At 60.3% G+C, this 12783-nt stretch carries 14 protein-coding genes and 1 pseudogene; 10 read left to right on the top strand and 5 right to left on the bottom strand.

The genetic code is table 11. From position 1 onward, the window contains the following. Nucleotides 1–61 precede the first annotated feature (61 nt). Nucleotides 62–1000: a LysR family transcriptional regulator gene (locus ACIGJE_RS12400; RefSeq protein WP_415082760.1), complete on the top strand. Its 939-nt coding sequence runs from the start codon at nucleotides 62–64 to the stop codon at nucleotides 998–1000. A 108-nt stretch (nucleotides 1001–1108) separates the two neighbouring features. Here the strand turns inward: ACIGJE_RS12400 and ACIGJE_RS12405 are convergent, their stop codons facing one another. Beyond that, the gene (locus ACIGJE_RS12405; protein ID WP_415082762.1) at nucleotides 1109–1423 is read right to left on the bottom strand and encodes a winged helix-turn-helix domain-containing protein; all 315 of its coding nucleotides are present in this window, start codon (nucleotides 1421–1423) and stop codon (nucleotides 1109–1111) included. Nucleotides 1424–1763: 340 nt separating this feature from the next. Between ACIGJE_RS12405 and ACIGJE_RS12410 the strand changes: the two genes are divergently transcribed. Next, a complete protein-coding gene (locus ACIGJE_RS12410; RefSeq protein WP_483680169.1) occupies nucleotides 1764–3956 on the top strand; it encodes a KAP family P-loop NTPase fold protein in 2193 nt (730 codons plus the stop codon). A 32-nt stretch (nucleotides 3957–3988) separates the two neighbouring features. Here the strand turns inward: ACIGJE_RS12410 and ACIGJE_RS12415 are convergent. Then, nucleotides 3989–4387 (bottom strand): annotated as a pseudogene (locus ACIGJE_RS12415) (tyrosine-type recombinase/integrase); the annotation flags it as partial. Between the two features lie 25 nt (nucleotides 4388–4412). Between ACIGJE_RS12415 and ACIGJE_RS12420 the strand changes: the two are divergent. The 3 genes from ACIGJE_RS12420 (at nucleotide 4413) to ACIGJE_RS12430 (ending at nucleotide 6380) form a co-directional block, all read left to right on the top strand. Beyond that, nucleotides 4413–4544, top strand: coding sequence for a hypothetical protein (locus tag ACIGJE_RS12420; protein ID WP_415082766.1), 132 nt, complete (start codon nucleotides 4413–4415; stop codon nucleotides 4542–4544). Between the two features lie 116 nt (nucleotides 4545–4660). Then, nucleotides 4661–5647 carry a tRNA dihydrouridine(20/20a) synthase DusA gene (gene dusA, locus ACIGJE_RS12425; RefSeq protein WP_415082768.1) on the top strand — a complete coding sequence of 329 codons (987 nt, stop codon included), beginning with the start codon at nucleotides 4661–4663 and terminating at the stop codon, nucleotides 5645–5647. A 130-nt stretch (nucleotides 5648–5777) separates the two neighbouring features. After that, nucleotides 5778–6380, top strand: a complete 603-nt coding sequence (locus tag ACIGJE_RS12430; protein ID WP_415082770.1) for an LSm family protein — start codon at nucleotides 5778–5780, stop codon at nucleotides 6378–6380. Between the two features lie 119 nt (nucleotides 6381–6499). On the opposite strand, the gene ACIGJE_RS12435 is transcribed toward ACIGJE_RS12430, so the two are convergent. The 3 genes from ACIGJE_RS12435 to cobT form a co-directional block, all read right to left on the bottom strand. Continuing rightward, complete coding sequence (locus ACIGJE_RS12435; protein ID WP_311933263.1) at nucleotides 6500–7258, bottom strand: MBL fold metallo-hydrolase; 759 nt, start codon at nucleotides 7256–7258, stop codon at nucleotides 6500–6502. Nucleotides 7259–7609: 351 nt separating this feature from the next. Further along, a complete protein-coding gene (locus ACIGJE_RS12440; protein ID WP_068286944.1) occupies nucleotides 7610–7909 on the bottom strand; it encodes a porin in 300 nt (99 codons plus the stop codon). 240 nt (nucleotides 7910–8149) lie between these two features. Beyond that, the gene (cobT, locus tag ACIGJE_RS12445; RefSeq protein ID WP_415082773.1) at nucleotides 8150–9175 is read right to left on the bottom strand and encodes a nicotinate-nucleotide--dimethylbenzimidazole phosphoribosyltransferase; all 1026 of its coding nucleotides are present in this window, start codon (nucleotides 9173–9175) and stop codon (nucleotides 8150–8152) included. A gap of 186 nt (nucleotides 9176–9361) precedes the next feature. On the opposite strand from cobT, the gene cobS reads away from it, so the two are divergent. The 5 genes from cobS (at nucleotide 9362) to ACIGJE_RS12470 (ending at nucleotide 12726) form a co-directional block, all read left to right on the top strand. Further along, a complete protein-coding gene (gene cobS, locus ACIGJE_RS12450; RefSeq protein WP_415082775.1) occupies nucleotides 9362–10168 on the top strand; it encodes an adenosylcobinamide-GDP ribazoletransferase in 807 nt (268 codons plus the stop codon). A gap of 35 nt (nucleotides 10169–10203) precedes the next feature. Then, on the top strand, nucleotides 10204–10452 hold the full coding sequence (locus ACIGJE_RS12455; protein ID WP_311933260.1) for a DUF1289 domain-containing protein: 249 nt from the start codon (nucleotides 10204–10206) through the stop codon (nucleotides 10450–10452). 82 nt (nucleotides 10453–10534) lie between these two features. Then, nucleotides 10535–11320: a transporter substrate-binding domain-containing protein gene (locus tag ACIGJE_RS12460; RefSeq protein WP_394309968.1), complete on the top strand. Its 786-nt coding sequence runs from the start codon at nucleotides 10535–10537 to the stop codon at nucleotides 11318–11320. Nucleotides 11321–11485: 165 nt separating this feature from the next. After that, entirely contained in the window at nucleotides 11486–12361 is an 876-nt protein-coding gene (locus ACIGJE_RS12465; protein WP_394309966.1) for an NAD(P)-dependent oxidoreductase, read from the top strand. Nucleotides 12362–12390: 29 nt separating this feature from the next. Continuing rightward, on the top strand, nucleotides 12391–12726 hold the full coding sequence (locus ACIGJE_RS12470; RefSeq protein WP_367623966.1) for a hypothetical protein: 336 nt from the start codon (nucleotides 12391–12393) through the stop codon (nucleotides 12724–12726). The last annotated feature ends 57 nt before the right edge of the window (nucleotides 12727–12783 follow it).

Below are 12783 nucleotides of genomic sequence, written 5' to 3' on the forward strand. Positions count from 1 at the left end.
GGCCGAATTGGGCTATTCGATGAACTGATCGTCCAATTCTTTGAACGAAATTGAGGCCGGCATGGACCTTTCCATCATCGATTGCTTCGTGAAAGTGGCGGATGCCCGCTCGATCTCCGCCGCCGCCCGGCTGCACCGCCTGCCCAAATCGACGCTCAGCCACCGCATCCGCCAGCTCGAGGACGAGTTCGGCGTCGAGCTCTTCGTGCGCGAGGGCCATCACCTTCATGTCACCGATGCCGGCTCCGAATTGCTGCGTCATGCCCGCCGCATCCAGGCCAGTTGCGAGGACGCGGCGACGGCCATGGCCGAGATGCGCCACGAGGTCGCCGGCACGCTGCGGGTCGGTTCCACCGGCGAGTTCGGCACCACTATCACCTCCGAACTGCTGTTCGCCTTCCGCCAGAACTATCCGCAGGTGGTGCTCGACGTGATGTTCCTCACCTCGCGCCAGCCCTTCTCGGATGTCACCGAACTTGCCCTCGACGGCATCTTTCATTGGGGTGAGCCGTCCGAGATCGACTATGTCAGCCGCCGCCTGGCGACGGCCTCCTACGGGCTCTATGCCAGCCCCGATTATCTCGAGCGCCACGGCCTGCCGGAAACGACCGAGGATCTCGCCCGCCATCGCGGCCTGATCTTCCGCCAGCCCACCCGCCCGCAATCCTGGTACCTTGCCGATGCACAGGGCACGGAGACCGACATCCTGCCGCCGGTGAGCTGCATGACCAACGACTATTGGACCCTCAAATATTTCGCGGTGGCCGGCGAGGGCATCGCCTATCTGCCCGGCTTCTTCGTCGAAACCGAATGCGAGCACGGCCTGCTTGCGCCCGTGCTGCCGCACTGGCGTTCGCCGGAGACAGCGATCAACCTGATCTATTCCCGGCGCCGGCACGTCTCGCGCCGCTTCCGGGCCTTTGCCGATTTCTGCGCCGATTTCTATCGTGACCGAGAGAAGGGGCGGGTCCCTCGCTATTATGTCGAGCGCGTCGGCTGAGGGCGGGCCGATCAACTCTTTGAAAAGACGGGAAAATGCTGGAAGAATCTCGGGCGTTTGGTGGCCGATGCCCTCTCGATGGGCGCCGCGAGTGCAAATAATCCACTACTATAGCCCAAGCTCCCTAAGATTGCGGCGCATTCCCTTGCGCGCGCTCTCCGTCAGAGACCACTGGTTCCTTGGGCTTCTTTCCATTGCCCCGAGCGCAACCAGGTTCCTTCTAGCGGTACGGCATCGGTTCTGCCAGGCGTTTTCTTGGCCGGCTCCGTGCCTGATCACCCGGCGAGTTAGCGTCGGATCCAACTGAAAGTGTTCCGCCAGGAGTTGATAGGCCTCAGAGGCGGTGATCGTCTTGCCGTCTCTCGTCCAAAGAATGTGCTTAAGGGCTTCTTGAACGTCCCTAGTTGATGGCAGCTTGGCCACTCCACCCTCCTAAACACAAAGTACGGCGTTCCGACACGGGCGAATATCATAACAGTCTCAAGAGGGCATTCCACGTCGGTTTGTCGGAACGACCTTTGAAGCTGCTCAGGAGACAAGCGACTTGTAAGCGGTCGTTCTAGACGTTGGAACCGGGCTAGTGCCGTTTCGCCGTTGGCAACAAACGTCAACTGGATTGAGAGCTTAAAATTCGCCATCGCGGGAGCCTTGAATTGCAACAATTAAGCCCGCTAAGGTAACTCATGCCCAGTAGTTGAATTGAAGCTCAAGAAGCATCCCATATAATTACCCTTCGAAGCAGGAAAATACGAGGCGACCGGTGATGAGGGGCGCTCCTCAAAGTAAATATGAACTCGGAGACGATCTTCCCAAGGCAAACCCTTGGCGGGATGATTTGCTCGGGTATGCTCCGTTTGCTGCGATGCTCTTCAATGCCATCAGGCGGCTGAGTGCGCCCAATGGCTATGTGTTTGGTTTGCATGGGCGTTGGGGTAGCGGTAAGTCGACAACAATTAATTTCGTAAGAGCGTATGTAAACAAGCACAATCAGGAAATTAAAAATCCAGATGATATGATAGAGTTTATTGAATTTAAGCCATGGATAGTTGCAGGCCATCAAGATCTTATGGCATCTTTCTTTAAGATTTTATCTGAACGTTTCGAGCGCAAGGATGGCTGGTGGAAAAACAAATGGAAAAGGTTCTTGCGTACGATTAGGGGCCCGGCCGACTCATTAGTTGATGCGTTAGCCACGCTAGGCATGACCATTGATCCCACCAAAGTTGGGGCGGGATTTGCTGGTGCGATGGCCAAAAAGTCGATCAACGGAATGATAAGTCGTTTTCTTGATGAGCCGTCCATTCAAATGGCATACGAAAAGCTGAGGGCTCAGCTGGGCGATTCCAAGAAACGTATTGTAGTTGTGATTGATGACCTAGATCGTTTGGATGATAGTGAGATTCGATCCATCATGCAGATGGTTAAGACCGTAGGTCAGCTTCCAAATGTTATTTACATACTTTCTTATGATCGACGCATTGTTGAGAGGGCAACGAACGCTGAAGGCCCACAGAATCTTCCGAGATATTCTGAAAAAATTATTCAGCAGGAAATTGAGTTGCCTCACCCAAGAAAAGATGACTTGTTGGCAATTCTAGACAGAGAAATTTCTTTTTTGCTCGATGGATTTGAGAGGAATCTCAGATGGGAGTATCTCGTTAGGGACGGCGTTCAGCGCTGGATTAATTCTCCTCGCGATATTCTCAAGCTCTCTAACGCAGTCAAGCTGGCGTGGCCCACTTTTGAAAATGAGTTAGATGGGCAGGATCTATTAGCAATGGAAGGTCTGAAGTTGTTTGATCCAGCAGCATTTAGTTGGATTCGCGACAATCGTGACTTCCTTTTTTCGGAAGGCCGTTTCGTCATGGCCAGGGATGCGGTTAAGACATCCGAAGTTGAAAATTTAAAAAAACGCTTTCACGGTCAAGATAACGGTTCGCAAATATTGACTGTGCTTTCTGTCCTTTTTCCAACTGCATCTAAATGGCTTGATTCAGAAGTGGTTGGTGCAGAGAATTACGATAATACTATTAAGCGTCGAGGGGTTGGAAGCAAGGAAGGGTATGATACATATTTTAGCTGGGGACTGCCGAAAGATGTTATTTCTAAGAAAACGGTGGAAACAATATTTGCCAATCTAGATGAGCGAGATGTGATTGCGAATATCTTCAATCAATTTATCGGCCAAAACACGAGACGTAGGGAGCCAATGTTCCTGCAGATGTTGGAGGAACTTCGTGTCAGATTTCACGGACGCAATGCTGTAAGACCAACGCAGGCCTTACTTGATGAAATCTTTCAGGTCGGCGACAAGGTTATCTCAATTGAATGGGAGCCGGGGTTAGTCTTCTTGAGTCCCAGGGCCCAGATTCGATTTTTAATCCGTGAGATGCTGAAACTTTGGGGCTCCGCTGAAGCTGGGAAGTCTCTTTATATTGCATTTAAAGATACTTCATCGGTTGCGTTTTGTGCGACGGTATTTGTCGATATGGGGCGAGATTTGGGTGTCTTTCCTTCTGATTTCACGAGTGACGCGTTAATTCAAATGGAGGATTTTGAACGTCTAAAGCCTGTGTTGCTATCGAAAATCGAATCTTCGCGAGACGACGGAAGCCTTCCTAATGCGCCATTTTACTTTGACATAGTGAGGGCGTGGGAGGATTTAGTAGGCGTCGATACTCCGAGGTCTTGGTTGAACGCTCTAATTGAGGATAGCCCAATTGCTATGGTAAAAACAGCCAGAGGGTTAGTTAGCCGAAGTCTCGGTTCTTCCTTAGTGACATATAGTATGGATAGGCTTCCTGAGTTACAGGTATATGACATGAATAAAATTCTCGACCTCGCCCGAAAGCATTTGGATAGCTCCGATATTACTGGTGATGAACGCAATATGTTGCAGTCTATCGTAGACGGTATGGCTCGCGCGGAAAAGCAGGGCGCGCAAATTCCCGGGTAAAGCCGCGTCGCTGATGCGTAATTGTGGTGCCATTATCGCCGATTTGGGTCCATTGGCGTAATGGCGGCAGAAATCCAACTCCACTTGGCATATTTGTCACCAGTCTGCCTGATGTGTGTATAGCGCTGCAGCAAGCTCCACGATCGATGACCAGAGACGGCGGCCGCGTGCGGAATGTTCATCCCCAGCTCGAAAAGACGGCTGACGCCGTCATGGCGCAGGTCGTGGTGGTGCAGGTCTTCGATACCAAGGAGCTTGCACGGCCTGGTGAAGCCGGAGCTTATCGCGTCAACCTTGTAAGGGAAGATCTCCTCAGCGGAGCGCAACATTGCCTTAATGATATCGAGGGCGGGGCCGGGCAGATCCCACCAGGTGTCGTTGCCGACCTTCTTGCCCGGGTTCTTCACGTCGCGGACCAGAACGCGCTTGCCGGCCTCATGGAGATCGCTTCATCGAATGGACGTGATCTACTCCCGCCGCCGGCACGTCTCGCGCCGCTTCCGGGCCTTTGCCGATTTCTGCGCTGATTTCTATCGTGACCGAGAGAAGGGGCGCGTCCCGCGCTATTATGTCGAGCGCGTCGGGTGACGATGGGCCGATCAACTCTTTGAAAAGACAGGAAAATGCTGTAAGAGCCTCAGGCGCTCTGCGGCCCGATGCCCTCCTGATGGGCGCTGCGAGCGTAAAAGAGCAACGAAAGCAGCATGTTGGACAGAGACTTTTCCATCGCCCCGATGATGGACTGGACGGATCGTCATTGTCGGTTCTTCCATCGCATCCTCTCGGCGAAGGCCTTGCTTTACACCGAGATGGTGACCACCGGTGCCGTGATCCATGGCGACCGGCAGCGTCTGCTCGGCTTTTCCGGCGAGGAACATCCCATCGCCGTGCAGCTCGGCGGCTCCAATCCGAAGGACCTGGCCACTGCGGCCCGCATCTGCGCCGATTTCGGCTATGACGAGATCAATCTCAATGTCGGCTGCCCGTCCGACCGCGTGCAGGAGGGACGGTTCGGCGCCTGCCTGATGGCGGAGCCGGAACTCGTCGGCGAGTGCATCGCCGCCATGAAGGCCGCGGTCGACCTGCCCGTCACCGTCAAGTGCCGCATCGGCATCGACGAGCAGGATCCCGAGGCGGCGCTCGACCGTATCACCGCGGCCGTCCGGGCTGCTGGCGCCGATGCCCTGATCGTGCATGCGCGCAAGGCCTGGCTGAAGGGCCTGAGCCCCAAGGAAAACCGCGACGTGCCGCCGCTTGACTATGGCCGCGTCTACCGGCTGAAGGAAGCCAATCGCGATCTCAACATCTCCATCAATGGCGGCATCAAGGCCGTCGAGGAATGGAGCACGCACCGGGCCCGTCTCGACGGCGTGATGGTTGGGCGCGAGGCCTATCAGAACCCAGAAATCCTGCTGGCCGTCGATCCCACGTTGTTCGACGTGGCCGCGCCCGTCGCCGACGGCTTCGAGGCGATCGAAGCGATGGCGCCCTATATCGAGGCGCAGCTGGCTGAGGGCGTACGGCTGAGCTCGATCACCCGCCACATGATCGGCCTCTTCCCGGGCCGGCCGGGCGCGCGGCTCTACCGGCGCCATCTCGCCACCGAGGCGGTCAAGCCGGGAGCCGGGGTCGAAGTGCTGTTCGAGGCGGCCGCGCATGTCCGCCGCGCCATCGAGGCCAAGGCGGCCTGATCGGGCCGATCGCGTACCGCTCCCGCCAAAGTGAATCGCCTCGTCCCGCCGCGGCGCTATGCTGCGTCATCGGGGACACAAGGGTGTCCCCGGGGACGCTGTTGCGTCGCGGGGGCGTGGAGTTTGCATCATGACGAAACCCTATCGGCTTGCCGGCTTGCTGGCGCTCGCCTTCATCCTCCCGGCCCAGGCGCAGGAGGCGCCGCGCAAGATCTTCCGCGGCACGATCGAGGCGCTGGACGGCAAGGGGCTCAGCCTCAAGACCAAGGACGGCCAGAGCGTTGCGATCCATCTCACACCTGACTGGAAGGCCCGGCTGGTCGCACCCATCAGCGTCGAGGCCATCCATGCCGGCAGCTTCATCGGCACGGCGCAGATCCCCCAGGCGGACGGTTCGGGCAAATCGCTGGAGGTCCATGTCTTCCCGCCGGGCGTCAAGAGCGGCGAGGGCGAGCGGGATTGGGATTCCCAGCCGGGCGCGCGCATGACCAACGGCACGGTGGGGGGCGAGGTCGTCTCGACCGCGGCGGGACGGGAGGTCACGCTCACCTTTCCCGGCGGCAGCCGCAAGATCATGATCCCGCCGCAGGTTCCCGTGGTGCAGTTCAATGCGGCCGAGCGAACGATCATCAAACCTGGGATCGCTGTGTTCGTCGTGGCCCAGCCTGACGGCAAGGACTGGCGAACCAACAGCGTGGCCACCGGGCAGAACGGTGCTGCGCCGCCGATGTGACGACAGTAGGAGCGCGGACATCTCAGCGCCATGAAGACATGTCGCGATGTCCGCTCTTCTTGCCAACCGACAATGTCTCTACAAGAGCGGACAAGATGTCCGCGCTCCGGGAGGAGCCGCTAGACCTCGATCACCATGCCGTCCTCGGCAAGGTCGAACAGGCTGCGGTCGACCTTGTCGCGATAGGCCAGCATGGTCGGGCCCATATGGGTGAGCACCACGCGTTTGGCGTTGAAGTCGCCGCGGCGGGCGAGCAGGCGATTATAGTCGAGATGGGGCGGGGTCTCCTCGATAGCGAAGCATTCGAGGAAGAGCAGGTCGGCGCCGTCGGCGATCTCGGGCAGGACCTCGGTCCATTCGGTGTCGCCGGAATGCACGAAGACCTTGCCGCCGCCTTCCAGCCGCACCGCCGTGGCCGGCGCGCCGCAGGGATGGACCACCTCGACGGTACGGATGGTGAGGCCCTGGGCTTCGCGCTGCGTCCCCGGTGCCATTTCCTCCACGCTCCAGGCAAAGCTCCAGGGCGTCTCCATGGTGGCGCCGGCGAACAACGCCTCGATGGTGGTGGAGAGGCGCTCGATCGTGCCGGGTGGGCCGATGATGCGCAGCGAACGGGTGCGCTTGCGCACCCACTGGGCATCGAGCAGCAGGAAGGGAATGCCGCCGAAATGATCGCCATGCAGGTGGGTCAGCATGATCAGGTCGATCTGGTCGGGATCGATGCCCATGGCGCCGAGCGCCGTCATCGTCGTCGCACCGCAATCCAGCAGGCAGACGGTACGGCCCTCCTGCGCATCCTCGATCTCGACCAGGCTGGCGGTGTTGAACCGTCCTCCCGATCCGAAGGCATCGCCACAGCCGACCACCGTCACGCGCATGGCAGGGCCTCCTGCCGCCGGGGCGCCGCGAATTGGAGGGAGCGGAAAAGGATCTGCCTCATGCCGAAGTCTGTTCTATTTCGATAACAAGCCTCGCAGGATCGGCGAGGCTTCAACCGGATGATGTGCGTCAAGTCACCCACCGGTATGAACCGAAAAGTCCCGGAACTTCAACTCAAAGAAAGCAGGCAAAACCGGCGAGAATGAGCCAGGAGCCGCCGGCTCACGAAATGCCAAAACTGTCTGTGCGAAAACGCACAAAGCGAACGGGGATGAAGCATCGCAAGCACCTGAGATCCTGCGGCTTCCGCCCGATCGAGCTTCGCGATTCGATCGGGAAAGCTGCCTGGTTCAGAACTTGCGGGCGGTCGGTTCGACCACGATGCGAAACGGGCCGAGATCGCTGTTGCCGCGCGCATCGACATGGCCCTTGACGGTGGAGCCAAAGCCGCTCTGCTGGCCGAGGCCGCTCTGCTTCCTGAACCCGTAATCGGCCCTGAATTCGCCGCCGACCCTGATGCACATGCCGGTATCGGCCGAATAAGCGAACCCTTCGCCATATTGGCTGCAGCGGGGATCCGTTTTCTCGCCGGCAAAACCAGGCGCCGTAAAGGCAAGCACGGCGATGGCGGCACTGATCGTCCTGAACATGAATAGGCTCCTAAAGCGCCTTGCGATCGGGTGGATCATCCGGAAATCGTAAAGACGCGTCGAAACAAAGTTAGAGCAAAGCAGGCATTTTTGCCGAAACATACCCGACTCTGGCAGCGAGTCAGGCCTAGCGCCCGATCGTGACCACTTCGCGGCAAAGCTTTCGCGGTTCGAACACGAGATGTAACGGTTTGTTACATCCAGTCGTCGCGACGCCCCGTTTGTACCAACGAGCGCAGCTCAAGCCTTGTCGGTGACGCCAGCCTGCGCGAAGGTCGCCATGCCGGTATGGCAGGCAAGAGCCGCCTTGATGAGGGATATCGCCAGGGCCGCGCCGGATGCTTCGCCGAGTCGCATGTTGAGATCAAGCAGCGGCTTCTTGCCGAGGCGAACCAGTACATCGCCATGAGCCCCCTCGGCAGAGACATGTCCGGCGACGCAATGGTCCAGCAAGGTAGGATCCATGGCGTGGAGAATGGCCGCGGCGGCGCAAACGACATAACCGTCCAGCACCACGGGCACGCGCTGGCTGCGGGCCGCCAGGATGGCGCCGGCCATCGCTGCGATTTCGCGGCCGCCCAGGCGCCGAAGCACTTCAAGCGGGTCCTTGAGATGGCTGCGGTGGAATTCGACCGCGGCCGAGACGGCTGCGATCTTGCGAGCCAGGCCGGCATCGTCGACACCCGTGCCGCGACCGACCCAATGGGCAGCCTCCCCACCATAGAGGGCATGATAGATGGCGGCGGCGATGGTGGTGTTGCCGATGCCCATCTCCCCCAGGGCCAGCAGGTCGATGCCGCCGGAGACCGCCTCCATGCCGAAGGCCATGGTGGCCGCACAGGCCTTTTCGTCGAGCGCCGCCTCGCAGGTGATGTCACCGGTGGGGATGTCGAGGGCGAGGTCGAAAACCTTGAGGCCGATGTCGAAGGTCGAGCAGATCTGGTTGATCGCGGCGCCCCCGGCGGCGAAATTCTCCAGCATCTGGCGCGTGACTTCCTGCGGATAGGGCGAAACACCGCGGGCGACCACGCCGTGATTGCCGGCAAAGATCGCCACCAGCGGGCGCGAGACGGTGGGAGACGCCGTGGCCTGGACAGCGGCGAGCCATTCGACGATGGTCTCCAGCCGGCCGAGGCTGCCCGGCGGCTTGGTCAATTGACCGTCGCGCTGCTTCACCCCCGCCACGGCGTTGGCGTCGAGGGCGGGCATGCTGCGGGCGAGCTCGCGGATGTCGTCGAAGGGCAGGGCGGTGCCGGCAAAAGCCATTGGGATGTTTCCAATGTGGGAGAGATGATTTGCGGCGCTTATAGACCGATGACCGCGCGGCGGAAAGGTCGCGTGACGACGGTTGATGCCCCGGTCTCGACACGGGGGAGTAAGCAGGAGCAGGGGCGAGCGAGCCCGTCGCACCGTTGATTTGATGGGGGCCAGCATGGCATGCAGGTTGTCGCCATGATGCATTCACCCTTTCTCGCCAGCGTTCCGCAGGCTTTGCGCTTCTGGTCGCGCCTGCCGGTGCCCGTCCTGTCCTTCGAGGTCGATCCGCATGGCCGGCCCGACATGGAAAGGCTGGCGCCGGTGACACCGCTGGCGGGCACCGTGCTTGGTCTCGCGGCGGCCGTCGTGCTGGTCCTCGCCCATCTTGTCGGTCTGCCAGTGACGGTTGCCGCGATTTTCGCGGTCGCTGCCGTGGCGGTGATGACCGGTGCCATGCATGAGGACGGGCTTGCCGATGTCGCCGATGGTTTCGGCGGTGGCGGCACGCTCGAGCGCAAGCTGGAGATCATGCGTGATTCGCGCATCGGTGCGTATGGAGCGACCGCCCTGATGCTGGCTCTCGCCGCCCGGGTGTCGCTGCTCGCCGCGTTGCTGACGGCGATCGGCGATGTCTGGCGTACGGGCCTGGTTCTGGCCGCTGCCGTCGCCACTTCCCGCATCCTGGGGCTGCTGCCGCTGGTTCTGCTGGGACCGGCCCGTCCGGATGGTGCCGGTGCCTCGGCAGGCCGCCTGACCGGCCATGCCTGGCGTTCCGGCGCCATCCCTGCCATGGCCGTAACTGCCTTGCTGGCCTGGGCCGGAACCGGCCATTTCATGTCGGTTCTCGCACCCCTGGCGGGGCTTGCGGCGGCCTATGCTGTCACGCGGCTGGCTGAACGGCAGATTGGCGGGCAGACCGGCGATGTCTGCGGTGCTGCCGTGATGCTTGCCGAAATGGCAATCCTGGCAGGCGCTCTGGCGCCTCTGGGCTGGCATGTCTAAATTATTGATACCTCGCTAGCCGGATTGTGAACGCCATGCAGATCACCTCCACACCTTGCGTCGCCATTTGCCGCATCGATGCGGCGAGCGGCTTCTGCATCGGTTGCGGACGCACCAGCCTGGAAATCGGCCGCTGGGTGGAGATGAGCGAGGAGGATCGCCTGGTGCTGATGGCGAGATTGCCGGATCGCTTTGCGCAAACGCCGGCCTTGCAAGCCGCCCGCGATGCTTTCGACGCCATGATGGCGGCGCGGCGGCGGACCGGGCGGCGCAATCGCGTATGAATGCCACATTTGAATGGCTGAACTCCCTGTGGGCGGTTGCACCAAATCGCCGGGCACTTCGGGGAAGCATCGAGGAGATGGCATGATTCGGATCGGCGCTCTCATCTTGGCTGCAGCTTTCGCCGCCTTCACCGGCGGCTCGGCCTCGGCAAGGGAGTGGAAATCCATCCGCATCGCCACCGAGGGCGGCTATCCGCCCTTCAACCAGCTCGATGCCCAGGATCAGCCCATCGGCTTCGATGTCGATATCGCCAGGGCGCTCTGCCGGAAAATGGATGCGACCTGCAGTTTCGAAGTCCTCGATTGGGATGCCCTGATTCCGTCCTTGAACGCCGGCAAGGTCGACGCCATCGTCTCCTCCATGTCGATCACCCCTGAGCGGCGACGCCAGGTCGCCTTCACCAACCGCTATTACGACCGGCCGACGAGCTTCGTGGCGCGCAAGGACAGCAAGATCGCCACCTGGGATGCGGCGGGACTGAAGGACAGGGTGGTCGGCGTCGTGGCCAATACGGTGCAGGCTTCCTTCCTGCAGGCGGAGATCCAGGCAGGAGGGGCCCAGATCAAGCTTTATGGCAGCCAAAGCGAGGCCAATGCCGATCTTGTGACCGGGCGCCTCGATGCCGTGCTTGCCGACAAGCTGATGTTGGCCGACTGGCTGGGCAAGCCCGAAAGCACCTGCTGTGAACTGAAGGCCGATGTCGACCTGGCGAAATATGCCAGGTTCTTCGGGGAGGGCGAGGGGATCGCCCTGCGCAAGAGCGATGTGGATCTTGCTGAAAAGCTCAACAAGGCGATTGCCGATATCGTTGCTGATGGTACCTACAAGACGATCAACGACAAATATTTCCCCTTCTCGATCTATTGAGCCCTGCAGCTGCTCAAGCGTTTTGCGATTTGGTGGAAGCCCAGAGTCGCAAAGACGCCTTAGCCGATCCTTTGGATTGGCTTGGGAACACGGAGCCGGAGCAAATAAGCGTTCACGCTTGAACGCGCTTTGCTCTAGAAGCGCTGGGATAAAGGAGTTCTTGCGATGAAAGTGGCGTTTCTCGGTCTCGGCGTGATGGGCTTTCCGATGGCGGGCCATCTGACCGTAAAGGGTGGCCATCAGGTTACCGTCTACAATCGTACGCCCGCCAAGGCGCAGGCCTGGGTAGAGAAATACGGCAACGCCTCCGCGCCGACCCCGGCCGAGGCAGCCAAGGATGCCGACATCGTCTTTGCCTGCGTGGGCAATGACGATGATTTGCGCTCGGTGACGACTGGGCCGCAAGGCGCCTTTTCCGGCATGAAGAAGGGCGCCATCTTCGTCGACCACACCACCGCTTCCGCCGAGGTCGCGCGCGAACTGTATGAAGCGGCCGGCAAGCTCGGCCTCGGCTTCATCGACGCCCCGGTTTCCGGCGGGCAGGCCGGCGCCGAGAACGGTGCGCTCGGGGTGATGTGCGGCGGCGATGCCGATGTCTACGCCCGGGCCGAACCGGTGATTGCCCACTATGCCAAAGCTTGCCAGCTCATGGGACCTTCGGGTGCCGGGCAGCTGACCAAGATGGTCAATCAGATCTGCATCGCCGGGCTGGTGCAGGGCCTGTCCGAGGGCGTCCATTTCGCCAACAAGGCTGGGCTCGACCTCGAGAAGGTGATCGGCGTGATCTCGAAGGGGGCCGCGCAATCCTGGCAGATGGAGAACCGTTGGAAGCCGATGCAGGAAGGCAAGTTCGATTTCGGTTTCGCCGTCGACTGGATGCGCAAGGATCTGGGCATCTGCCTCGATACGGCCCGGGCGAACGGTGCCCAGTTGCCGGTGACGGCCCTGGTCGACCAGTTCTATGCCGAGGTCCAGGCCATGGGCGGCCGGCGCTGGGATACTTGCAGCCTCGTCGCCCGGCTCGAAAAGCCGCGCAGCTGAATCAGGCGATGATGGGAAAGCCGCACCTAATGAAGACCCTCGAGGATATGGGCTCGCCGCCGGGTTTCGATGGCGAGCCGGACTACAATGCCGAGACCGACGAGGAAGAGCGCAAGCTGTATGAAAGCCTGATGCTGGCAACGGCATCGGGGTTTGACGAGGCCGTCGCGGCCCTTACCGCTTTCCTCCAGCGCCATATCGGCGCCGAGCTGGAGACGACGACCGAGGATGTCGCCGGCGTACGCAGCTGGGTGGGGCGATGCCAGACTGCGAGCCAGTCGGTGGATGCGCAGCTGACCGATTTCGGGGACTATCGCGGCGGTTATCTGCGCCTCGTCTCCGATTTGGAAGGCATGCAATCCTGAGTGAGGGGGCGGGGCCTGACAGGGATCCTGACTGCCGAGGATTGTTCGTCCGTCGGC

This window comes from Labrys sp. E2SS-1L (assembly GCF_057073705.1).

Bases quoted from the DNA above. Each gene is read 5' to 3' on its own strand.
- dusA (WP_415082768.1), top strand. From the start codon at position 4,661: ATGTTGGACAGAGACTTTTCCATCGCCCCGATGATGGACTGGACGGAT.
- ACIGJE_RS12410 (WP_483680169.1), top strand. From the start codon at position 1,764: ATGAGGGGCGCTCCTCAAAGTAAATATGAACTCGGAGACGATCTTCCC.
- ACIGJE_RS12440 (WP_068286944.1), bottom strand. From the start codon at position 7,909: ATGTTCAGGACGATCAGTGCCGCCATCGCCGTGCTTGCCTTTACGGCG.
- ACIGJE_RS12430 (WP_415082770.1), top strand. From the start codon at position 5,778: ATGACGAAACCCTATCGGCTTGCCGGCTTGCTGGCGCTCGCCTTCATC.
- ACIGJE_RS12460 (WP_394309968.1), top strand. From the start codon at position 10,535: ATGATTCGGATCGGCGCTCTCATCTTGGCTGCAGCTTTCGCCGCCTTC.
- ACIGJE_RS12455 (WP_311933260.1), top strand. From the start codon at position 10,204: ATGCAGATCACCTCCACACCTTGCGTCGCCATTTGCCGCATCGATGCG.
- cobT (WP_415082773.1), bottom strand. From the start codon at position 9,175: ATGGCTTTTGCCGGCACCGCCCTGCCCTTCGACGACATCCGCGAGCTC.
- ACIGJE_RS12420 (WP_415082766.1), top strand. From the start codon at position 4,413: ATGGACGTGATCTACTCCCGCCGCCGGCACGTCTCGCGCCGCTTCCGG.
- ACIGJE_RS12465 (WP_394309966.1), top strand. From the start codon at position 11,486: ATGAAAGTGGCGTTTCTCGGTCTCGGCGTGATGGGCTTTCCGATGGCG.
- ACIGJE_RS12435 (WP_311933263.1), bottom strand. From the start codon at position 7,258: ATGCGCGTGACGGTGGTCGGCTGTGGCGATGCCTTCGGATCGGGAGGA.
- ACIGJE_RS12400 (WP_415082760.1), top strand. From the start codon at position 62: ATGGACCTTTCCATCATCGATTGCTTCGTGAAAGTGGCGGATGCCCGC.
- cobS (WP_415082775.1), top strand. From the start codon at position 9,362: ATGATGCATTCACCCTTTCTCGCCAGCGTTCCGCAGGCTTTGCGCTTC.
- ACIGJE_RS12470 (WP_367623966.1), top strand. From the start codon at position 12,391: ATGAAGACCCTCGAGGATATGGGCTCGCCGCCGGGTTTCGATGGCGAG.